14 protein-coding genes, 1 tRNA gene and 2 pseudogenes are annotated in these 22,048 nt (G+C 64.0%); 5 read left to right on the forward strand and 12 right to left on the reverse strand.

Annotation, left to right across the window (positions count from 1 at the left end; genetic code table 11):
• Positions 1–200: 200 nt before the first annotated feature.
• Positions 201–2,057 carry an ATP-dependent nuclease gene (locus GA0070216_RS33770; protein WP_141723083.1) on the forward strand — a complete coding sequence of 619 codons (1,857 nt, stop codon included), beginning with the start codon at positions 201–203 and terminating at the stop codon, positions 2,055–2,057.
• A 672-nt stretch (positions 2,058–2,729) separates the two neighbouring features.
• On the opposite strand, the gene GA0070216_RS13910 is transcribed toward GA0070216_RS33770, so the two are convergent.
• From GA0070216_RS13910 to GA0070216_RS13920, 4 genes are all read right to left on the reverse strand, one after another.
• A complete protein-coding gene (locus GA0070216_RS13910; RefSeq protein ID WP_176738955.1) occupies positions 2,730–3,131 on the reverse strand; it encodes a DDE-type integrase/transposase/recombinase in 402 nt (133 codons plus the stop codon).
• A gap of 95 nt (positions 3,132–3,226) precedes the next feature.
• Positions 3,227–3,451, reverse strand: coding sequence for an IS3 family transposase (locus GA0070216_RS36595; RefSeq protein ID WP_141723085.1), 225 nt, complete (start codon positions 3,449–3,451; stop codon positions 3,227–3,229).
• The gene (locus GA0070216_RS13915; RefSeq protein WP_091245127.1) at positions 3,382–5,883 is read right to left on the reverse strand and encodes an NACHT domain-containing protein; all 2,502 of its coding nucleotides are present in this window, start codon (positions 5,881–5,883) and stop codon (positions 3,382–3,384) included. The genes GA0070216_RS36595 and GA0070216_RS13915 overlap by 70 nt, the downstream gene beginning before the upstream one ends.
• Positions 5,880–6,407 carry a ribosomal protein L7/L12 gene (locus tag GA0070216_RS13920; protein WP_176738957.1) on the reverse strand — a complete coding sequence of 176 codons (528 nt, stop codon included), beginning with the start codon at positions 6,405–6,407 and terminating at the stop codon, positions 5,880–5,882. Before GA0070216_RS13920 ends, GA0070216_RS13915 begins: the two co-directional genes overlap by 4 nt.
• 170 nt (positions 6,408–6,577) lie before the next feature.
• Here GA0070216_RS13920 and GA0070216_RS13925 point away from each other — a divergent pair, with 170 nt between their 5' ends.
• Positions 6,578–6,778, forward strand: a complete 201-nt coding sequence (locus GA0070216_RS13925; protein WP_091245133.1) for a hypothetical protein — start codon at positions 6,578–6,580, stop codon at positions 6,776–6,778.
• Positions 6,779–7,151: 373 nt separating this feature from the next.
• Here GA0070216_RS13925 and GA0070216_RS13930 read toward each other — a convergent pair.
• A pseudogene (locus tag GA0070216_RS13930) lies at positions 7,152–8,397 on the reverse strand (IS256 family transposase).
• Between the two features lie 406 nt (positions 8,398–8,803).
• Here GA0070216_RS13930 and GA0070216_RS13935 point away from each other — a divergent pair.
• Positions 8,804–8,879: transfer RNA gene (locus tag GA0070216_RS13935), tRNA-Arg, on the forward strand.
• Between the two features lie 133 nt (positions 8,880–9,012).
• Here GA0070216_RS13935 and GA0070216_RS13940 read toward each other — a convergent pair.
• The 3 genes and pseudogenes from GA0070216_RS13940 to GA0070216_RS33790 form a co-directional block, all read right to left on the reverse strand.
• Positions 9,013–10,051: pseudogene (locus GA0070216_RS13940) on the reverse strand (IS701 family transposase); the annotation flags it as partial.
• Between the two features lie 82 nt (positions 10,052–10,133).
• Complete coding sequence (locus GA0070216_RS13945; RefSeq protein WP_091245140.1) at positions 10,134–14,387, reverse strand: nSTAND1 domain-containing NTPase; 4,254 nt, start codon at positions 14,385–14,387, stop codon at positions 10,134–10,136.
• Positions 14,388–14,532: 145 nt separating this feature from the next.
• A complete protein-coding gene (locus GA0070216_RS33790; RefSeq protein ID WP_141723089.1) occupies positions 14,533–14,883 on the reverse strand; it encodes a CU044_2847 family protein in 351 nt (116 codons plus the stop codon).
• 963 nt (positions 14,884–15,846) lie between these two features.
• Between GA0070216_RS33790 and GA0070216_RS13950 the strand changes: the two genes are divergently transcribed.
• Together GA0070216_RS13950 and GA0070216_RS34525 are read left to right on the forward strand one after the other, a co-directional pair.
• Positions 15,847–17,106, forward strand: coding sequence for a sigma-70 family RNA polymerase sigma factor (locus tag GA0070216_RS13950; protein ID WP_218108199.1), 1,260 nt, complete (start codon positions 15,847–15,849; stop codon positions 17,104–17,106).
• 29 nt (positions 17,107–17,135) lie between these two features.
• Positions 17,136–17,312, forward strand: coding sequence for a hypothetical protein (locus GA0070216_RS34525; RefSeq protein WP_176738960.1), 177 nt, complete (start codon positions 17,136–17,138; stop codon positions 17,310–17,312).
• Positions 17,313–17,580: 268 nt separating this feature from the next.
• On the opposite strand, the gene GA0070216_RS13955 is transcribed toward GA0070216_RS34525, so the two are convergent.
• From GA0070216_RS13955 to GA0070216_RS34530, 4 genes are all read right to left on the reverse strand, one after another.
• Positions 17,581–19,560: a DUF3732 domain-containing protein gene (locus tag GA0070216_RS13955; protein ID WP_245722495.1), complete on the reverse strand. Its 1,980-nt coding sequence runs from the start codon at positions 19,558–19,560 to the stop codon at positions 17,581–17,583.
• Positions 19,561–19,574: 14 nt separating this feature from the next.
• Complete coding sequence (locus GA0070216_RS13960; protein WP_218108200.1) at positions 19,575–20,087, reverse strand: three component ABC system middle component; 513 nt, start codon at positions 20,085–20,087, stop codon at positions 19,575–19,577.
• An 11-nt stretch (positions 20,088–20,098) separates the two neighbouring features.
• A complete protein-coding gene (locus tag GA0070216_RS33795; protein WP_141723090.1) occupies positions 20,099–21,304 on the reverse strand; it encodes an ABC-three component system protein in 1,206 nt (401 codons plus the stop codon).
• A 139-nt stretch (positions 21,305–21,443) separates the two neighbouring features.
• Positions 21,444–21,608, reverse strand: a complete 165-nt coding sequence (locus GA0070216_RS34530; protein WP_176738961.1) for a hypothetical protein — start codon at positions 21,606–21,608, stop codon at positions 21,444–21,446.
• Positions 21,609–22,048: the final 440 nt, after the last annotated feature.

Below are 22,048 nucleotides of genomic sequence, written 5' to 3' on the forward strand. Positions count from 1 at the left end.
GAGGCTGCGGACGTCTGACACGCGTCCGTTAGGGCGCAACGCGAGCGCGGCTAGGGTCGGGCGCCAAGTGACCTGCGGCCCTACCACGTGCGGGGACTGGCCTGGTATAGCCTGTCTTCTCGCGCGGGACGCTCATCACGAGCTGCACGCGCGACGCTGTCGCGTTTGGCGGAGGCGAGGCGGAAGCGGGAAGGACATGCATGCAGCTCGTTTCGATTTCGGTGTGCGGTTTCCGAAGCTTGCAGGATGTCGGCCCTATCCCAGTGCGTCGTCCTACGATCTTGACGGGCCCTAACGACAGCGGGAAATCCGCGACGATCAGCGCCCTTGCTTTTCTGCTCGGAGCCCATCCGCTCACTGACGAGGATCGGACCTTCGCAACGGCGTCCGGCGGCGATGGCACGGCAGGGCGCGAAGTCGACGACCACGATCCCGTCGAGCGGGTTGAAACCACCTGGGTAGAGGGCGAATTTCGACTCTCGAAGAAGGAGGAAGCAGACTTTTCGCTTCCCGGCACGGTCCGGATTCGCCGCATCCGCGACCAGGAGTCAGGGGTTCGCCTGGAATTGCTAGTCGACGCTCCGGAGGACGAGAACCTCCGCAACCTTGAGGCGCGGCCACTCGCCGACTTAAAACGCATCGCAGGCGGGTTCGGCGTTACGGCTAGCGCTGATGCCAGGTCCAAAAGTAGTTGGGTGACCGCACTTGACCAGTTCGCCGCTACTCGGCCGCGGACGCAGGCGTGGGTTTCGGTCAGTAAGCAGGCCAGGGCAGCACTGCCAAAGTTCCTGCTTTTCGGCGACGCCGAATCAGCCGAAGCCGCGATTAGGGCAGCGCTGAACACTCGCTACAGATCCCACCTTGAAGACGAGGATCTTAAACAGCGAGTGCGGGACTTGGAGGCGGAACTCGGCCGACGGGTTCGCGAGGATGCGCAGGGACTCGTCGAACATATTCAGCAGCGATGCCCGGACCTAGTCCGCGTCGACGTCGAGCCAGACGTGTCTTTCACTTCCGGACTTCGGTCGACCAAGCTGCTGCTGGCCCGCACCAACGGTGAGACCGTTAGCCTCGGCACTGTGGGGGCGGGGCGCAATCGCCGGATCAGCCTTGCCGTCTGGGAGTGGGCAAGCGAGCTCCTCAGACGCGATGCTGAGAGCCACCCCGCTGCCGACGACCAACAGCACGTCGTTCTGGCATACGACGAGCCCGATACCCACCTTGACTACCTTCAGCAGCGACGGGTTATGGCGCTTATACGCGAGCAATGCTCAGTGCCGGGTATCTCGATGGTGATAGCGACCCACTCCATGAACCTGATCGACGGTGCCGCTATCGAGGACATCGTTCACCTTAGGCTCGAAGGTGAACGCACGAGGATTAATCGACTGCTGTCCGACCTCGATAACGACGCGAACGGGCAGTACCTTGCCGACATTGCCATCGCGTTGGGGCTGCGCAACACGGTTCTCCTCCATGAGCGATGCTTCGTAGGGGTGGAAGGCGTAACGGAGCAACTGTCGTTCCCGCTACTTTTTCGTCTTAGCACAGGTCGACCGGTGCACGCCGCAGGAATAGTGATCGTTGGATGCCACAACAACGAGGGTGCGCTGAAGTTCGTTGGATATTTGGCACGATCAGGGCGGCAGGTGATGCTGATCATCGATGCTGATAGCCGGAAGAATAACAAGATTTTCAGCGATGCTAACCTGGCGAAGGAGGGCATCGATATTGTTAACCACGTGCGATTCGTGGGCACGCCAAATAAGGAATTTGAGTTTATCTTCACGAATGACCAGTGGTGCGATGTAGCAAACGTGGTTTGGCCCCGCAACGACGGGGAGCCCTGGGGGCCGGAGGCAGTTGAATCGCTACGCGCCGGTAAGTTCAGCACCTCGTTGCTGAACTTATTCAAGGAGGGAAGCGACAGTGGTCCCATCTCGAAAGCATCGATGATGTATGAGATGACGCGAAGCCTCAAGAGCGCGGCGGATGTTCCTGCAGAACTCCGCGACGCATTTCTGCAGCTGGAGAAGCTAGCCGCCCTTGATTCGTAACGTGCTTCGCGCGAGCATTCGTGCGCGCCGCTGAGTGGCAGTCGGGGCCTCCCAGGTGTGCCACCTCTTCGAAGGGGTCCACCGTTGTGCGTGTTCGCGCTCTGGTATTCCACACCAACGGCAGGAGTTGGGCTGGGGCGTCACGGCATGGCGCACGCGATGCGCGGCAGGCGTCACGGTACTCCTCCCTCCGTCGACGGTCTTACCATCGCACGGACGTACGACAGTTTCTAGCCCAACCCTGGTCAAACACCTGGTCAGGGCGTCGTTTGCTTGTCCGCAGTACTATGCGTAAACGGACTATAGGCTCAATATTCTCACCGCAGTGAACGGTTGGAGCGAAGGGCGTGGCGAGTCCAGCAACCGCGCATCATCCGACTTCGGTCCTTGGTGATCAATCCGGCGGAGGCTGAGCTGAAGACGGTTGCGTCGAGCTTGCCATCTAGCGCCAAGAAGGAGAAGCTCGACTCCTGAGGTTCCTCAGTTCGGAGGGTTTGTTGCCTGGCTCCGGTGGGCTCAGGCTGAACGATAGTCGTCTCGTTCTGTCGTGCCTGGTGGGTGTGCCAAGCGGTTTCGCACCCGTCTAGGGATCGCCAGCCGAGTTCTTTTGGATGCGGCGGGTGTGCCAGCCGTAATGGTGAAGACCGCGTTCTCTGCTTCGTCGCGGGTTCGTCAGAAGTTGCGGTAGACCACTTCGATCTTCAGGGTGGCCCAGAAGTGCTCCATGAGCGCGTTGTCATAGCTGTCGTCGACCGATCCGATCGAGGGCAGGATGCCGTTGTCGGCCAGGCATCGCGCGAAGCGGAACAACGTGTGATTCGACCTGCGGTCTGAGTGGTGGATCAGTTGGCCGTCGCGGATGTCGCGGGACCAGATGTTGTATTCGAGGGCGCCGACGATCAGGTCGGTGTCGCAGCGATCGGAGCAGCGCCAGCCCACGATGCGGTTGGAGAACACGTCTCGGACGGCGGCGAGCCAGAACACGTCCTCGCCGCAGGGGATTCGCGTGGCGTCAGCGACCCACAACAGGTTCGGCACCGCAGCGGTGAACTGCCGGTTGGCCAGATCCGGCACCGGTGTCGCCTTCGGGTTCGACTGGGTGGCGGAATGCGCCACTTCTTGCGCAGGAATGCCCCCTGCAGACCTTGGTCACGCATCAACCGCTCCACTTACTTGCGGCCGACGTGCCGGCCTTGGTGCCGGAGCATGGCGTGCACCCTTGGGTTGCCGTAGGTTCCATCCGACACGTCGTGGATCTCGGCGATCTCGACGGCCTGCCCCGCTGCGCCGCCTGAAACAACCGGCCCTCCCTGCCCTGCCCGGCTCATTCCAGCAACTCGGGCGAATCCGTACCGCGTTCCATGAACGCGACGTCGAGACCGAGCGCCGCGCATGCCGTCCTGACCGGCTCGAGAACGTCCAGGATCTGGTCGCGGACCGCCGGAGTTATCTCGAAGTCCTCGTTCAACTGCACGTCGGCGGCGAGGTCACCGCTGGGTGCTAGCCAGTCGGAGATGAACCCGGCCGTCGGGAGCCACATGCCGAACACCGGTCGGAGCGAGCGCAGTATGGCCCGGGCGTTCGCCGTCCGGCCGCGGCCGATGTCGAGTCGCAGCGCGAGATGGATCCCGGCTATCGCCAGCCAGCGCACACGCAGCTCGTTGCCGCCAACCAGGCTCGGCCGACCGTTTCGCCCGGTCTCCACGCGAGCCTCGCCCGTGCGGCGGCCGAAGCTCCACGGGCCGTTCAATCGGCTGAGGTACACGTAGTCGCCGCTGGGCCGGGCCTGCCCGCCGGTGACGAGCGCCGACCTTACGGCCTGCGGAGTGCCCCCGTCGACCAGCATCGCCACCAGCTTCTGGAATGCCTCCTCGACCCTTCGCGGGGTGCCGCCCAGCCGCAGGACGCAGAAGAGCGCAGTGAGCGTGAAGTCCTCGGCCTGGGCCAGCTTGAGGACCTCCTGGATGGTGACGCCGGCGTCGCTCTGCGGATGCTTCCTCGTCCAGGTGGTAAGCAAGAGCAGCTCCCACGAGGTGATCTTTCCCTGGTTGCGGCGATTGGCCCGGCCGGTACGAACGGAGAGGTGCGCGTCCAATCGCTCCCGGATGGTGAGCATGACCTCCTCGGCCATAAACACTGCGGTTACCAAGCGCCAGCAGAGCGTCGTGCCCGGCTTCAGCGCCTTCACCAGACGGGTGGCCGCCGCCGTTTCCTGCCGCCCGCGCTGCAAGCTCATGAAGGACGAAATCTCCTGGCTGACCAGCGGGTCGGCCTCGGCCAGGGTCAGGGTGCCGGTACGCAGCCGACTCCAGATCGTCTCGGCCACCAGGAACTCCTGGAACGACCGGTGCGGGAACCCGAATCGCTCGCCGATGCGGCGGTCGAGCGGTGACCCAGCGAACAGGTCCCGGCGGACTGCAAGCAGATCACGACCCTTCGCATACGGCTCGACCAGTTCCAGCGGGACGGTCTCGCTCGCGACGAAGGTTGCCTTCTGCTCCTTCCACAGCCAGAACGCAAGCGAAGTGAGGAAGGCGCGCCGTTCGGTCGAGTCGAACGCGGCTCGGCTGTTCTTGTCGTCCTCGCGCTGGATTATGGTGTCGATGAGGTGCCCGATGAAGATGTCGTAGATGCGGGCTAGGTCGAGCTCGCTGATCTCGCCGGCGTACTCGGGGAGGATCTCGGCCAGCATCCGCAGCTGGACCGGGCGCCGGGCCACGTCCCGCAGGTGCCGCGAGCCGACCTTGTCCCACAGGGCCGCCACCTCGGCGTCCGGGTCGGCCAAGTCCGGGCGGCGGTACCGGACATAGCGGCCGAGGAACAACCGGATCTCGTCGTTGTTGAACGGCGAGAGCTCGACTTCGAAGCAGTTGGGCCAGCCCGCGTCGGCGCGCCCGCCGCCGGCATGCAACGCCATCTCCTGTTCCTCGTCGGTCTCGAACGCGGTGGGCCGGCCGAGCACGATCAGCCGCGAGTCCCCGTCGTGCAGCCGGTAGAGCTGGCCCAGGTTGTACTCGAAATCGTTCCAGGACAGCAGCTGCTTCATCTCGTCGAAGCCGTCGAGGATGACGACGAAGCGCCCAGCCTGGTTGAGGCTCTGAAAGGCCGCGAACGAGTAGCCCGGCACGTGGTAGGTGGCGGTGAACTGCTTGCCCAGCAGGCCTTCGAGAGTCTGCTCTCCGGCCAGATCGCCGAGGCGGATCAGGATGGGGATGCGGGCGTGCGGATCGTCCTTGGCGGCCTCTGCGAGAACGGCGGCGAGGTGGCTAGAGAAGGAGCTTTTGCCCATTCCGTACGCGCCGAGCACCGCGATGGGCTGATCCGGTTCCGGGCCGTCCGGCTCGTCCGGCTCCCGTGTTCCGCGGATCCACCGCCGCACCACCGTCTCGAGATCCTCATCGACGCGGGTGCGCGGCTGGATGTAGTAGTCCGGCAGGCCGTCCGGCGAGGTGGCGAACGTGTCGAGCAGGTCCTGGAGGTATTCGCCGAAGTCGAGGGCTGCGGCGAGCAGCTCATCGAGCCGAAGCACCTTGAGGTGACGGATGCCGACCGCATACTCCTTGAGGTCGTCGGCAGCGTCTACAGCCGTGATCACGTACACCGAGTCGATCTCGCGGCGTTCAAGCAAGTCGAGCGGGGTCGCCAGCGTCGACCAGAGGCCGGCCGCCGTCACGGGCTCGGAGCCGTCACGGCAGATGACCGCCATCCGCCGGTCGTCGTCGAGTCGGCGTTCGGTGGCCAGCAGCTCGCCGTCGGTCCCGGTGTGCTCAACGGTCCAGCCGCTCGCCCGCAACGCCTGGCTCACCTGCTTGTCGAAGTCGGTCATCGCTCTCCCTCCCTGGCCTCGGCGAGCGCGCCGAGCGCCTCAATCCGGGAGACGAGGCGCTCGGCGCCTTCCTGGGTGAGGCCGGCGGCCAGCGTCGCGGGGCAGTGGACGAGCATCTCGGTCACCTCGGCCAGACCGGCACCGGTGACCGAGCGGATCAGCACTACCAGCGGGATCTTCCGGCCGCCGGCGTCGGTGAGCACGACCGACCAGGCCGGCGTGCGGGCGTCCTCGGCCTGCGCGGCCATGTCCCATAGCTGATGGAAGCGGTTGACCTGCTCGTCGGCGTCCATTTGGGGTACCCGGCTGGCGAGTTCCGGTACCAGGACACTGAGTACGCCCCACGCCGGAAGCCGCGGCGAGGTGAAGGCGTCGTAGATGCGAGTGCGCCGGACGAGGTCGACGTTAATGGCTCGCTCGAGATCGCGTACGGACGGCCAGCCGGCCTTGCGATGCAGCTCGTGCAGGGCCAGCGAGAGGTCGCGGTGCGCCCCGGCCGGCAGCTCTGGCTTCCTCAGCGTCATGACCGCAGCCCGCCCGTCCGAATCTGTCCGTCGATGACCGGACCTCATGAAATCATGTCCTTTCCCGGCGTCGATAGTCCCTGATCGACGGAGGTTGTCCCGGGTGCGGAAGAGGGCTGGACGGTGGACTCCGGGCGGCAGAGAGCCGTCATCCAGAGTCAGGAGAAACCATGCGGCGCAGACCCGTCACCACCCGCCTCGCGTTCATCACCACCGCCTCGCTCTCGGTCGCCTCGGCGGTGGGCAGCGTCGCGGAGGCGGTTGCCACACATTTCCACTACGAGACCGGCGCGGCCGGTCACGCGGCGGCCGCCGTGATCGCGATCTGGGTCTTCGACAAGCTCAACAATCTCATCGACGACAAGGAGTAGGCGGAAGATCGCCAGGGGTGGGGATTCATGCGTCAGGTGGCTCGGCTGTTGTCGGGTTCTCTGGCGATGGGTCGCGCGGGGTAGCAGCCCGCATAGCTCCGCTCGGACCTGTGGGTAACCCTGTTGCCAGAAGGGAGGCCAGGTCGCGGGTGACCGCGACTTGACCTCCCTTACAGGGTGTACGGCGGGCCCGCTCTATTCGAGCACCGTTACCGTCACAGCCCTGCCTGCGGTCCTGGCCTGAACCTCCGCTCGCTGCCGGGCCCGAGAGAACTGGCAGCCTCGCGTATTTGGACTGATGCGAGTTCCAAGACTCTCGGTCATGTCCGCGCTGGTGGTGTGAGAGACGGCCATCGCGTGATCCGGTCTGATGTTATGCGGCGATCGGTGTCGGGTCGGGCTGGTCGGTGGCGTGTTGGCCGGTGTTGATCGTGATAGTGCGGGCTTTGGTGAGGAGTTTCCAGGCCCATGTAGCGGCGTCCCTCGGCCCATTCGTCGGTTTGTTCGGCCAGGATGGCGCCGACGAGGCGGATGATCGCCGCCCGGTTGGGGAAGATTCCGACGACGTCAGTGCGGTGGCGGATCTCCTTGTTCAGGCGTTCCTGCGGGTTGTTCGACCAGATCTGACGCCAGATCTCACGCGGGAAGCCGGTGAAGGCGAGGAGGTCGTCGCGGGCGGTGTCGAGGTGCTCGGCGGCGGCCGGGAACTTCGCCTCGATCGTGGTCACGACCCGCCGGAACTGGGCGTGGACGGCGTCGGCGTCGGGCTGGTCGAAGATCGTGCGGACCAGGGTGGCGATCCACGGCTACGCCGACTTCGGCACCTTCGTGAGCAGGTTGCGCAGGTAGTGGGTGCGGCACCGCTGCCAGGTCGCGCCCGGAAGGGCGGCGCCGATCGCGGCGACGAGGCCGGCGTGGGCGTCGGAGATGACCAACTGGACGCCGGACAGTCCGCGGGCCGTCAGTGACCGCAGGAACGCCAGCCATCCCGCGCCGTCCTCGTCCGAGGCGACGTCCACGCCCAAGACTTCACGCCCGCCGTCGGCGTTGACCCCGACCGCGACCAGGGCATGGACGTTGACGGTCCGGCCAGCCTCGCGGACCTTCATGGTCAGGGCGTCGGTCCACACGAACGTGTAGTGGGCGGCGTCCAGGGGCCGGTTGCGGAACGCCTCCACCTGCGCGTCGAGGTGGGCGGCCATCTCCGAGACCTGCGACTTCGACAGCTGCCGGATCCCGAGCTGCTCGACCAGCTTCTCCACCCGCCGGGTCGACACCCCCAGCAGATAAGACGTCGCGACCACCGACACCAGGGCCTGCTCGGCCCGCCGCCGATGCGTCAGCAACCAGTCGGGAAAGTAGGAACCCTGCCGCAGCTTCGGGATCGCCAGGTCGATCGTGCCTGCGCGGGTGTCCCACTCCCGAGACCGGTAACCGTTGCGGGAGTTGACCCGCTCCTCATTGCGCTGCCCGTAACCGGCGCCGCAGATCGCGTCCGCCTCAGCGGACATCACCGCCTGCGCGAACGCCTTGATCATCGCCTGCAACACGTCCGGCGACGCGCCCTCGATCTGCTCGCGCAGCAGGTCAACAGGGCTCACGCTCTCTGAAGCGGCCATTGCGTCCTCATCTCCTTCTCTGACTTGGTCGTCTTGAAGGATCGACGCGATGGCCGTCTCTCATCTACGCAACACCCCCAAAACGGGCAAGTCGTACATCGCTCCAGCGGATGCAACCCGGGGTGAGTGCTCCGTGCTCCCCTCGTGGCGACAGCCGGAGTGGGTATATAGGCGAGGCCTAGTTGATCTCCGATGATGTGCTCGGCGTGTGCTCGCCAGCGGATGCCAACCCGGGTCACCCGGTGCCGACGCGGGCCACCGCAGCCGCTCGTGGTCGCAAACGGGGGTTCGTGTGCTCGGGCTGTGGTCCTGGGCTGGGCGAACACGGGTCCGGGTGCTGCGGGTGAACGTGGGCTGCTCCCTGCCACCCCAGGTGAACCCGCAGGTCGCTAGACTAGGCGCTCGCGCCCTCGTAGCTCAGGGGATAGAGCATCGGTTTCCTAAACCGTGTGTCGCAGGTTCGAATCCTGCCGGGGGCACCAACACAAGGCCCTGACCAGCAAGAAGCTGACCAGGGCGTTGATGTTTATCAATGCAGTTTTGAATCGCCCCCCGCAAACCCCTCGGTAACGCTGGTGGGCGATCGGGTTCTAGTACGGCAGCCGCCGTTCGGGATCATGGCTGAAGTTCGAGGTTGAGGCGGCGTGTGTGATGGGCTCGTCGGGCTCGGGCTTGATGCCGTCGCCGCCAGCCTGACCAGTGCAAACGATGGGCGAGGTCGTTGATCGTGCGAATGATGCAGACGTTGATCAGCCGGCGGACCTCGTTGACGGTCAGCTTGATCAGTCCGGTGTCGGCCGGATTCTCGGCGGCATCAGCGGCGCAGATCGCCAGGACGGCGAGGGCGGCCAGGGCGAGAGTGGTGAACCGGTGCCAGGAGTCCCAGCGGCGGACCTGGTGCTGGTCCAGGCCGACCTGACTCTTGGCGGCCTGGAAGCTCTCCTCGATGCTCCAGCGGATCCCGGCGACCCGCACCAACTGGGCGAGGGTGGCCGGTCTCGGGGTCCAGCAGCGGTAGAAGGCCAGCTCACCGGTGGTGATGTTGCGGCGGATCAGGAGGCTGTGCCGGCCGCCGTCGTCGGGGTCGGCGTCGGTGCACACGTCATCGAGCCAGGCCCAGTCGTAGAAACGCGGCCCTTTCGACCCGGCGCCGGCTGAGCGGCGCTGCCACGCCGAGGCGGGCAGGTCAGCGGCGATCTGGTCGGCGCGGATGCGGGTCTTGCCGCCGTCGATCGGCACCAGGTGGCTGCGGGACACCGCCAAGACGTAGCCGATCTCGTGTTCACGCAGGCCAGCACGGAAGACACTGCTGTTGCCGTAAGCCTCGTCCGCGGCCACCCACGCCGCTGGCACCCCGGCGTCCAGCGCTGCGGTGACCATGTCAGCGGCCAACTCCGGCTGGTAGCGAACTCGACCGCGTCGGGCACGCCGGCAGCCTGGCAGCGATCCCGGTCAGCGGTCCACGACGCCGGCAGATACACCCGCCGGTCAATCAGCGTGTGCCCATCGGCGCCGGCGTACCCCAGGAACACCCCACCTGGCTGTTCTCAATCCGCCCCGCCGTGCCGGTGTATTGGCGCTGCACCCCGACCGTGTGCACGCCCTTCTTCAGGTCACCGGTCTCGTCGACGGCCAGAACCGCGTCCGGGCCACCGCCCCCGGGTTGCCGGTCGGGTGCCCACCGCTCGGCGCTCCGTGCGCAGTAGCCGCGCCACGTGCGCGGCGCGTTTGTCCTGTCAGCCGCAGGGCGGCTGCGTCGGGGTTCCGTCCGGCAGCAGTTCACGCTCAGCTCTTGTGTAGTCGCGGTCGGCAGCGGCACACAGGGCACGGAACTGGATTTCGGGGCGCAGGTCGAGGGTCTGTTCCACTCCACTGATGACGACGGTCAGGTGGTCTCCTCGCAAGTACCCTCCTTCCCAGCCAGTTAGATGCAGGGTGTCGGAGTTGCTGGCATCGGCCAGGTCGTGGACCGTCACCTCGCCTCCGCTAATAGATGTGCCTTCGCGATAAGTGACGACGCGGTCTCCCTTGCTGATGCCAATCAGGGTGTCACCCCCTGGGACGGGCGCACTGCCGGCCAGTTGCTTTCGGCCATCGACGTCCCACACCCGTACCCCTCCGCGGCTGGTCTGCACCGCAAGACGTGAACCGCCCTCATCAAACACCATCGGGTTCTTGACGGAGAACGCCACGCTGATCGCGAGCCCCGACAGGGTCGCGATGTGCTGGGGGATCTGGAGGTCCCACAGCAGGATCTCGCCGGGGGCGGCACCGCTGCGGGTGACCAGCGCGACCTGACCTGGGTGTTGCGGTCGGGCAATGAGTCGACCACTGTCGAAGACCGCACCGTTCTCGCGGGGGCCGGTCCAGGGCGCGGACTGGGCGAGGAATGGCCGGGTGAGCAGAGCTGCGTCGGCGGCATCGACCCGGGCGAGGCGGCCGTCAACGGTCGACAAAGCTATCTCGCTGCCCTCCAAGGCGACAATCATCTCCACCTCACCACCTCCGAGGCTCGGGTTATCGTCACTCGCCAGCGCCTTCGCCTCAGGTAGCACGTCATCGAGTGGCACCTTGTCGCGCAGATCCCGTACCGGGTAGGCCCCGACGAGGTTGCCCGTCATGGTCCACACCACGACCCGCTGCGAGTCCGCAGTCCAGGTGAGCTTCCAGGGCGTCCACCCGCCGGTCGGCGAAAGCGGCACCGACTGGCGGCGAGTGTCGACAGAGTCGACGACATCCAAGCTTCGCTCGCCGGCTATCGCCGTGAAACGCCGATCCGGGGAGACGCTGATGATGTCATCCCCCGTGTTCGTGGTGGCGAGGTGTCTGCTGTCGTATGGTTCGGCGCGCACCACCATCAGCGCGGTGCCGAGCGACGCAAGGACGACCAGACCACCGCCCTGGTGTGGTGCGGCCGCGAGGATGGGCTGGGAAAGGTCAGGCGCGCTGGGGACTCGGGCGTGATAGGCCTCCCCCGTGCTCAGGTCGATCAGGGTGTGCTCATCGTAGTGCCCCGCGGCAGAGGTATTGCCAGAGTCGCGTGGCAACAGGTAGTAACGGGAGGTGGTGTCTATGGAGAAACCAGCGTCAGGGAGTTCGGTTCGATGGCCGGGGGTAGCTCCGAGGAACTGTGAGTAGTTGGTGTCACCGTTCTTCCGAACAAGGAGCTCGCCACCAGCCCCCAGCCAGACCTCGCTAATCAAGTTGGTCTTGGTGGTGGAGGTGTATCGCAACTGGGCGGTGCGGAAGTCCCTGATCTCGACCCGCTTGTTGTGGTCGGAGGTGTAACTGATCGTCACGACAAAGTTCGCGTCAGCAGTGAACGCCGCCTCGTTTGCTCCTCTCACCGGGACGAGCCCGTCCGGTACACGGATTCGGGAACCGGACTCGGCCTCCCAGGCTTCTGCGAAGGCGACCCTAGAGTTGTTCTTCATCGTTAACAGCAACCGCTGGCTGTCGCTGCTGAAATCCAGATTGGCCTTCGAGACTCCGGCAATTTCGTGGGCCAAGGGCAGAAGCAGGGGGCGGGTGGGCTCGTCCAGTCGCCACAACCGCACCGCGCCGCCATCCGTCACGGCGAAGAAGCGGCCGTCCGGGCTGAGCGCGTTCCACTGGACCAGCCCCTCCGGGACGCCGCTCAGCTCGCGCGCTTGGGGCTTGCCTTGCACCGCTCCGGTAATCACTGTGTACCTGGAAAGGCCACCATCCTGCGTCGACCGCACCACCAGGACACGACCGTCCGGGGTGGCCCTCAGATCGGTGACTCGCCCCTGCCAGACCGACGGATAGCTGCCCAGCAGGTACTGCCCGCGTACGTACTGGGTCAGCAGGGCCTGCCGGCTCGCGGGAGTCTGCCAGGCATTCCAGGCGGCCAACGCGAGCTGCAGTGCGGTGCTGGGGTCATCGGCTGGGTGGTCCTCGGATGCCTGGGCAAGCAGGCCTGCGGCTTGGAGGCGGAGTTGCTGTTCGGCACGTTGCAGTCCCTGCCAGGTGGAGAACGCCAGGACGAGGGAAATCACCGTGAGCACGGCAAGCGCTCCGATCGCCGCCCTGCGCACGCGAGTCCTGCGCCGGGAGTTCCGGTGGCTCAGCTGTATGTAGGCGTGCTCCTCGTCGGAGACGTCCTTCCGGTGCTGGTCCAGCTTGCGGTCTGCCTCCGCTAGGTCGACGCCGCTGAGGAGGCGCGCGGGGTCGTCCTTCTGAGCCTGCCAGCGGTGGAGGTCGGCGCGTAATTGCTCCTGCCATGCCCGGAAGTCCCGGGATTCCACGAGCCATCTTCGCAGGAGCGGCCAGAGCTCGGTCAGTGCTTCGTGCGCCAGGTCGACGATCTCCTCCTGTCCGGCACCTCCCGACGTGTGCGAGAGGACAAGGAGTTTCCCGGGTGTCAGCTCCCGGACCAGTCCAAGCAGCTCGGGGGCGAGATCTGCAGTACGGGCAGGCCTGCGGACGAAGGTGTAGTTGTCGCCGGGCCGGGCCAACTGCACGAACAGCCGTGGGGCGAGAGCCTGCTGTTCGCGCGTCAGCGCCGCGTAGACGCCGTCCGCATATGTGACGAGTGCCCCCGCGACGCCACCCAGGTCGTCGTAGGCGGCATGGGTGAGCATCGAGCGGCTGCGACGCTGCCACAACTCGGTGAGGGCGAACTGGACCAACGGCATCCGCCCAGGCTCATCGCCCGCGTCCGCGACGATCCTCTCTGGCAGTCCCGGTTCGAACCATAGCCCCGGCACGGCGTCAACGGGCGCGGTCACCGCGCGTTTCAAGTCGTCGGCGGCCAGCGGTGCGAGAAACTGCACAGCGTCGCTGACGAGGTGGGACGTGCCGGCCGTCACCAGCACGTTCAGAGAGTCGGGTCGCGCGGTGGCGATGACCCGTAGCACTGCCGCACCGGCCCGGCCCGCCAGACCGGAGAGCAGCCGGAAGAGCTCGGCTGCGTCCGCTGGTGTGTTGCGCGCGTACTCCTCAAGCTGGTCGACAAAGATAAGGTGATCGGCGCCCTGGCCGCGTGCTAGGACTCTGCCACGCAGTTCGGCGAGGATGTCCTCGGCACCTGCAAGAAGTCGCGCCAGTTCCTCGGCTCTGGTAAGCCGTTCGATCTCGCCGAGCCCCGGTTCCAGGATGTCGGTCAACGCCCGGGCGAGAATGGCGGTCGCGCGAGCGCCCGGAACGGGCCGCAGCTCGGACGCACTCATGCCTTCGCCTCGTAGCCGGGGCAGCACGCCGGCCCGTACGAGGGAGGACTTCCCGCATCCCGATGGCCCCACCACCAGCGTCATCGATCCCCGACGAACGGCCTCGTGTAGACGGGTGGTGTCGTTCTCGCGACCGTGGAAGAACTCCGCATCTTCCTCGGCGAATGCCGACAGCCCCTGGAATGGGCAACGCGAGGGCATCATCTGCTCGTCAATCAGGTCAGCCGACGGCAGCAGATAGGCGGTGCTCGCGCCTCGGTGTACGGCGACCGTCATCCCGACGACCCCGCCCTGCACGTCGTCCCACACCGGGGATCCGCTGAACCCTTCCGCGACACGCGGCCCGGGCGGGTTCGCCTCCATCTGCAGCAAGCCCAGGCCGTCCTCAGCCCGCAACGTGCCCGACACCCACATGCCATGATCAGCACCAACCGGGTAGCCGAACACCCGGAACGAATGATCCCAGACGCCGGTCCCATCGACGAGCCCCGCCGGCCGCGCACCGTCGACGGGCGCATCGAGCCGCAGTAGGGCGACATCAGCTCCCCCGTGACGCCACGAGACCACACTCGCACGCGCCGAGGGACGGGCAGGAAGCAACGGGAAGTCGAGGTCCACCCACCCACGGGGTGCCTCTTCCACGGAAGCCGGAAGGCCGAACACCTGCGCAACGACGTGAGCGCAGGTACACACCACGTCCGCAGCTATGAGGAAACCTGCACCGATCACCTCGCCCTTGGCCAGGCGTATCCGCACCTGCGAAGCCTGCAGGCTATCGCTCCGCCGCTCTACGGCCACGGCCCCGCCTTCCTTCCTCCCGTTTTCACACAATGCATCCGACTCTCCCTGCCACAACGACATACAAACCCGCACTCAACGCCCAGTCGCCGGCGAGTGCCCGCCGCGCTCACCGAACTGACCGGAGCGATTGCTACCAGCCAGCTCACTCGCCATCGGCCGATCCCAACGGTGCGACCTCGTTCCGTTGCCACTCGAACAGAACCTTTATTTGTCCCTCGACTCCGGTCTCAGCCAACACCAACTTGCCCTTGGCAGTAACTTTGACACCCAACTCGATAGCCACCCGATCGGGCGGGTGCGCCTGATTCAATGCCTGCCGGGCAACCGCAGCGGCAATCATGCGAAACTGAGCAAGGGATTCCTCGAATGAATCGGTCAAGCGACCTACCACGTCGCTTGCTCGACCTGCCGAAACGATCCCCTCCACCTGCTCGGTCACTTCAGCGAGCACAACCGAACCGTCCGGAAGCGGCACTTCGACATAAAACGACATCTGATCAAGTCCCTCCGATGGTCACCCAGTGCCCAAAAATCCAACGATACGAGGGACCGTCAACTGACGGCTGACCTCGATGCGAAGCCGACCGCCGCGCCCACGAGCGACACGCCATCACGGAGCAGACCCCACCCCGACATCACTCACCGCCACATTGGTTCCTGTAATATCGGACCAGGAAACTGTTTCCGGAGGTCCTCCGAGTTCGCGCGAACCGCTCGTTCCCAAGCGGCTTCGCCGAAGGCGGGCCACACGTCCCGCCGCCACGCCAACCGAGGTCATCATCGCGGACACGAGGCTGGAGTTCGACCGGGCGACGGACCTCTGCCAGCTGAGGCCCGGTCACCAGACACGGAAAGACCCCCGTTTACCCCCGGAAACCCCCGCTAAAGGCTGACCGTCAGCGACAAGTGGTGATCAGCACGCAGCGGCGTTGGCGCAGCTCAGCGCAAGACATTGGCCATCAGTGACAAGCTCGGTGCCGTAGGGGTCGACAACCCGTGTGTCGCAGGTTCGAATCCTACCGGGGGCACGTCACAGAACTGCAAACGCGCAACGCGACCGGTCAGTCACTGATCGTGGAAGCCAGTTTCGGGCTCGAGTAGACGATTCAATGATGCCCCGGCCGCTCGGCCGGGGCATCGCACGTTGGCTCGATATACGAGCGCCGAACGCTTCCGGATCGTGGCTTCCCCTGCGGTCGATGGCCGCGTCCACATCCCTGGGCTCGCGACAGCAGTTGAGGTCGCCGATCCGCGTCCAGAGTCAAGGTCGACGGCTCGGGATCGTCGCCCTCGGCTGTCGAGTCGCCCCTGCCGCCGAGGTCACCGGCCGAGTGTCAACCATCGGCGTAACCGCTGACCGGGTTGCCAGTAGCGCCGGGAGTCGCCCCCGTGGGTCCGGCAGCTATCGTCAGAAAGTTGTTGGAACAGATCGGCAAGTAAGCGTCGTGAGGTAGACATGAACAACGACATCGACGCAACGGGTATGACCATGACAGACGAGGCCAACCATGTTGGCGACGACGATTTCGGGCCGCTCATCGACCCGGAGTGTGAAGCTGCGGCACCGGAGGTCTATCCCCGGCTGTGGAACTTGTCTGCCGGGCACATGGTCAGGGGCGTGGTCCGGGCTGACGCTCCGTCACGGCCGGAGTACGTCGCTGTGCCCATGCGACCAGGACTCTGGGATGAGGCGAATACCAAGGTATCGCTCGCGGTCACCAAGTGGAACCTGCTGTGGGAGGCGTCGCAGTTCCGCCGCCGGTTCTTTGACGATGAGGAGCTGCCGCCGTCCCTGAACAAGATCGCCGATCAGGGCGATGTCAACGTCATCTTCGTTCCCCGTACGGAGTCGCGGTACCACGAGTACGCGCCGCTGTTCCACCTACTGTCCCGGGCCGCCGTCCAACGGCATGGCCTTCCGCTGCTGAAGCGCGGCCAGTGGCCGTTCGTCACTCAGCTCGAGAACATCGACGACTACCTTCCAAGTGATTTCCGAGATCGGCTGGCGCGGGCCTGGGCCGGTACCGTCTGGCGTCACCTCATGCCGCAGCCGCAATCCGGGATCACCAAGTTCACCAAGGACGACCCGATCCGGATCCTGGCCCACGAACTGGACTTCTGGCTCCCACCCGTGACCCAGGTACTCGAGGACTACCTGCGTGAGTTCCCGGTGGTGAACAATGACATCGTCCCGGGCCCGGTGCCACTGGAGGACGGCTCGGTGCTGTCCGGGGCAACGACCGCTAACCCGCGGACAGGCGGGGACCTTTGGTGTGGTGAGGAGGAGGCGGCCGAGGCGGTACGGCGCACCGTGGGGGCAGCCGATGCCACCGGACGGCTACGCGGCATCCTCGACGCAGTTCGATCGCACCGCTGCGAGGACGACTTCTCACCCCTCTGGAGCGGTGCCCGGGAGGACTTCGAGCGCAAGCTCTACCACAAGCGCGCCAAGCTTCAGGTCCGGTTTGTCGAGCTGTCTGACACGATCCCCGTGCACGGCCCGGAAACGGAGGTCGTCGACCAACTCCTGATCGGGAACTTCCTTGCACTCTTGGACACGCGTGACCGCACCATCGTCGTGCTGCTTCGTAGCGGCTTCACCAAGCTGACCGAAGTTGCCGAGACCATGGGATACCGGACCCATAGTGCCGTCTCAAAGCGGATGGATCACATCCTCAAGCGGGCGGCCCGCTTCGCTCAGACCTTGGACTCGTGATCGCTATGGGGAATCCAGGCGGTGACCCGATGACGAAGGCACCCTGGCTGCTGGTGATCATTTTGTTCGCGCTCTTGGTCGGCACCGTGACCGCCTGGATTTGGTCCAGGTCCGGGGCGACAATTCTGGAGACTTTCAAAGCCGGCGGCAGCGCCTGCGCCGCTGCTTTCGGCGTCGGTATCACCGGCTTTTACTTTCTTTCCTAACATGCTACGTAGCCGAAGTTCAACAGGCTTGACGGCCTCCTCGACAGGCGCAGGTGCATCTCTATCCGGGGGCACGTCACAGAACTGCAAACACACAACGCGGCCAGTCGATCATTGGTCGTGGAAGCCAGGTTCGTGTTGGAGTAGACGATCAAGGATGCCCCGGCCGAGCGGCCGGGGCATCGGACGTTGGCTCGATGCACGGGCGCTGAACGCACCGTATCGCGGCAAGTCCGGATGCGTCCTGCGCCGCAGGAAAGGATCATTTCTACGAGGAACTTTCATCCGCGACCGCCTCAAGCCATCCCACGGGAATCAGCTTTTCACCGTCACGCCAGTTGTGCACAATGGAACGCCCAAACCACTCTTCAGGTTCGTCGGCATGGTCTATGACAATCACCTGAAGTCTACCCTCAAGAGATTCCACCACATCAAAGATCAACTTAAACAGTCGCTTTACGGCTTCTGGATCCGCGTCCCGTGTTTGCGCTCCAGCCCGTGCGGCCGACGGGTAATAAGCTTGACTCGGTTGATCGAGAATCAAAAATCTCGGCAGCGGACGGTTCTGACGCACGAAGTACTTATGCAAAGCAAGATGCGTAACAAGGTGGTAGCCGACCCAGTTTGCCCCACTGCCGATCCTAAACAGCGGCGCGGGACCCTCCTCAGTATCCGCGACGACCGTGAGCCGGGACAGCTCTAAGCGAACGTTCTCACTTGAGTGCTCCAGACCTAGATACCTAGCGTAGGAAGTCATGTCTCGACTGATAGCCAACAACCTTGACGTTAGCTCTTCACGGTCTTGATCATCATCCAGTTCAGCTTCAAGTGCCAGCACCCTACGCTCAGCGTCAAGCAATCTGGAACGGAGGATGATCACCTCTCGCTCATCGAGTGCTTCGATCCTAGCCAGCGAAGCATCAATACGCCCTCGCGTAAAGTCGACGGCACTGACCGGAACATCTTCGTTGATTCTGGCGGAGTTTAGAAGTCCTTCCAGCGCGCCGTCGACAGCGGAGATCTCGTCCCTCAGACGACTAACCTCCGCTTCCAAGCCTTCAATAGCGCCCCGCCGTGCAGGCGGAGCAGCTCTTAGATCACCAAGCTGACTCCGCAGGAAACGAAGGCTGCGTCCGAGATCCACATTCGTACGATCTCGGCCATCTATCAAGGAACTGTTGCACGCAGGGCAAATGCTTGCCTGCTCCGATGCAGAGTGTTCACCAGCCTCGTCATCAGGCGGCAAAAGGTCGAGGAGACCTAAACTCTGCAGGCGCCCCACCTGCAACTCTATGGCATTACGATAGCCGCTTTGCCCATCTTGCTGGTCGAGAAGGAGGGCTCGATCAGACATCACCTTCTTCAGCAGTCGGTGCAATTCACGGCTACGCCGTTCGAGTCCCAAACGACGATCCTGTTGCACCGTATCAGGCAATGGCGCAGGCTCGGCAACAGGACGAACGCGCGCCTGCTGGAGCAAGAGGATCATCGCGGCGCGGTCGTCAGGCAGCGTGGACTCACCCACCAAGCCCACGCTTGAAGCCTCATTGAGTAGTGCCCGGAGCTCAGCATCGAGGTTCGCGCTTCTGAGTTCAGCTGCCCGGACCTGAGCTTCCAGCCGGCTCAATGCGCGGCGCGCGTCCCTCAGCTGAGCATGCTTGAGCGCCTGATCCTGAGGAACCGCCCCTAGGAAGTAGGGAAAAGCGTCGCGAATCGAGTCCGCGATCGCCCTGTCACTGGCTCGATGAAAGAGCGCTTGCGAGCTGTCAATCTCATCTTGATCTTGAAGGCAAAGCAAAGCTGCTTGCCCCATGCCGACTTCGAAAGCTCGACGAAGGGAGCCCGGCGGAGGCTCCGCAAGATGCTCCTCGATTCCGATCCTCCGGCTGAGCTGCTGCCGGAGAGAGGTCGAATCCGTGTTGGGCGCAAGATCCTCAAAGTCGGGAACATCGAGATCGCTTCCGAACTCAAGCATGGCGACCGTTGAGGAAGCCCTTCCAGGAGCAGGAGCCGGGCGGCCGACGAAAGCTCTCCCCCCGTCGAGTTGCCACAGCGCCCCGTACCAAGCCACCGTCGCGAACTCGCGGCCGATGGGAACCATGATCTCGTCGCGCCCCAGGCAGTAGTCCGTGATCGCTACTAGAGCGCTCTTACCAGTCTGCGACTCCCCTGTAACGATGTTGAGAGCACCCGGCTTGAAGCCGACGACCCTCTTCTGACCCCGTCTGCTGTAGAGAACAATCGCCATGAGCTGCACGGTGACTAGGGTGTCACACCCAACAGCGCAAAGGCTGTAGCCGGCTGGTCCAATTTGGTCAGCCACCTGCCGACGAGTCCAGCGGCACGGATCAACGCGGACAAGTCACCGCTAGCGCGCTCCGGTCGTGCGCTCTCCGACAGCGCTCCTCTGAGCCCACCATCTTGATCAATCTCGAAGACCTCATGCCGCAGGCCGAACCGGATGCCCTCCTGCACCGGGCCAACCAGCTCGCGCGCCCTGGCCGGGAAACCAGCGATGATCACGGCATGACTGTTCACCCAGTTGGCCATGTGGGTTCGGGTATCTCGCGGTAATACCTCCCGAGTGCTCCGGTGAAGCACCAAAGGGGCAACCAAGAAGGACATGTACCAAGGCATGTAGTGCCCAGACCGACGCTGGTACTCCTCTGCGGCCGCCGCCGCAAGTGCGGCGAATAGGGCAGGATTTAGCATTACTGCGGGTATAGAGGGTCGCAGAGCCGACGCCAGCGCATTAACCTCCGAATGCGTCACCATTATACCTAGCGCTAAGCCTGCGATTGACGAGCCGTCGAGATCATTAGGTTTTCCATCAAAGCCTGGAAGTCAGGATGCCATCCAACACTGCCGCGGTCAGCTAGTTCATGCCTTTTGCCACGCGCGAAGAAAGCATCATTGTACTTCGGGCGAACGCTCACGGACGTCGAGTCTCTCAACTGACGGAGCAGGTTCTTGCCCACTGCAATCTTTTCGTCATCGCTAGCACTTTCGCCGAGGTCCTCAACCATGTCTGCGAAGTGGCGCTCCCACTCGTCGCGCAATTCCTCCTCGAATCGTTTGAGTTCATGCAGTCCAATTAGGTCGTCGTCCACCCAGGCAACGGTTTGCTCAACAGCTCGATAATAGTCGATTATTGCTTTACGGAGATTGACCGAGTTGCACCGAACCCAGCGTAATTGGTGCACGAACGGACTATTTTCGTGCGCGAGAAGGACGCCCTTTGTGTCAACATCTGCCAACTCCACCGTAGTTGGCAGATCATCATCTCCGAAGCGGTTGCGAATGCCGGCAATTTCGGCCCTCGCGGCCGCCGCAGTGATCCCCGAGCGCCTCCCCTGAAGCATGTCTAAGGAAACTCCGTGCCACCATTTCCATACCAACCCCATGAACATGTCCTCATGGTCAGTAGGTAGGGCGTTCCACAGCGCCTTACGAAGCTCCGACTCAACATCGCCGATTCGAGGAGCCCTGTCAAGAACGAAAATTCTTTCCACGAATGCGCCGCGTTCTGCAGGGGTCAGAGCTAGGTACTTTTCCCGAGCTTTTTTGGTGACCTCGTTGGTCGATTCCGCCGCAGCCTTATCGAGTCTGCGCAGCGCTTCGTCAGTTTTCCTACGCTCATCAGGGCGAAGGAGGCCAGCAGCGCTATCATCTGCCGCAACACTTGTCGACACCAGGCCGAGCCTTGGCCCGTGTGAATCCCCAGGGCTACCGGCATTGATCCAAACAAGAACCGTCTTCCAAAGGTCTTTGTCTTTATCGCCCAGGCCCGCATTGGAGTTCAGGTGATGCTTGGTCTGTAGAAGCTCGCGAGGCGTCCCGCCTTCGTCCCAAGCAACGTCGTCGTGCATTTCGAGGCTGATTGCGAGATCCGGTCGATCAGGGCCACGCCTGATCAACTCAAGCAGGCACCAATCCGCCTGGTAGAGGTAGCCCACCATGCTTCCAGAGGCGTTGTGCTCCCCGGACGACATGTCACCTAGTCTGCACCCTGACGACCGGACAGGTCCAGAACCTGATGCCCGCAGCATGTCGTCGCGATCTTGGTCCGGTCAGGTTTGGTGGGCGTCACCTGCGGGACGGCCGTCACGCAGCCCAGCTAACAGCAAGACGTCAGGCGCATGCTGGATGTTGCTTCGGAAGCAGCGATCCGCGCCGTCGCCGGCCAATGTTGAGGGTTCCAAAGCTGCTCGGCAGCACCGGCTCGATCAGCTTCCACAACTCGTCATCGACGATCCACGCCATGCTCACGCCCGACCGAACGAGACCGATCTTCACCCCCGTCCTGATCAGCGTCGATTCACCAGATCTCGTTAGGAGCTTACCAAGGCGAGCGTTAGTTTCTTGGCTGTCGATGCGGTTAGGGTGTTATGCCTTGATGTAGGCGAGGTGTGGGGCAGCGAAGAACCCACGCACGATCTAGGGCATCTTCTGTAGGCGTCTTAGCGCGCCGATAGTGAGGCGTTTCATGTCCGCCTGGCTCATGGGGCGGCGCGTTTGATCCGGTCGTGCTTCACGTTCTTCCATACCTACTCGTCGGGGTTGATTCCGGGGAGTACCCGGGCAGGAAGAACAGCTTGAGTTGCCGTTGGTGGACTCCACCTAACTGGACCGCACGGACACGTTCCTCATGAATCGATCTACGGACATTCCTCGCCATTCGGTCATTCGTCCACGCCTAACATGGACAGTCCAGGAACTTTCGAACTCCTTGGTAA

This window comes from Micromonospora matsumotoense (assembly GCF_900091525.1).
GTDB classification, from domain to species: Bacteria; Actinomycetota; Actinomycetes; order Mycobacteriales; family Micromonosporaceae; genus Micromonospora; species Micromonospora matsumotoensis.

Coding starts and splice junctions, on each gene's coding strand:
- GA0070216_RS33770 (WP_141723083.1), top strand. CDS start 201: ATGCAGCTCGTTTCGATTTCGGTGTGCGGTTTCCGAAGCTTGCAGGAT.
- GA0070216_RS36595 (WP_141723085.1), bottom strand. CDS start 3,451: ATGCGCGGCGCTCGGTCTCGACGTCGCGTTCATGGAACGCGGTACGGA.
- GA0070216_RS13915 (WP_091245127.1), bottom strand. CDS start 5,883: ATGACCGACTTCGACAAGCAGGTGAGCCAGGCGTTGCGGGCGAGCGGC.
- GA0070216_RS13920 (WP_176738957.1), bottom strand. CDS start 6,407: ATGACGCTGAGGAAGCCAGAGCTGCCGGCCGGGGCGCACCGCGACCTC.
- GA0070216_RS13925 (WP_091245133.1), top strand. CDS start 6,578: ATGCGGCGCAGACCCGTCACCACCCGCCTCGCGTTCATCACCACCGCC.
- GA0070216_RS33790 (WP_141723089.1), bottom strand. CDS start 14,883: ATGTCGTTTTATGTCGAAGTGCCGCTTCCGGACGGTTCGGTTGTGCTC.
- GA0070216_RS13950 (WP_218108199.1), top strand. CDS start 15,847: ATGAACAACGACATCGACGCAACGGGTATGACCATGACAGACGAGGCC.
- GA0070216_RS34525 (WP_176738960.1), top strand. CDS start 17,136: ATGACGAAGGCACCCTGGCTGCTGGTGATCATTTTGTTCGCGCTCTTG.
- GA0070216_RS13955 (WP_245722495.1), bottom strand. CDS start 19,560: ATGGCGATTGTTCTCTACAGCAGACGGGGTCAGAAGAGGGTCGTCGGC.
- GA0070216_RS13960 (WP_218108200.1), bottom strand. CDS start 20,087: ATGGTGACGCATTCGGAGGTTAATGCGCTGGCGTCGGCTCTGCGACCC.
- GA0070216_RS33795 (WP_141723090.1), bottom strand. CDS start 21,304: ATGTCGTCCGGGGAGCACAACGCCTCTGGAAGCATGGTGGGCTACCTC.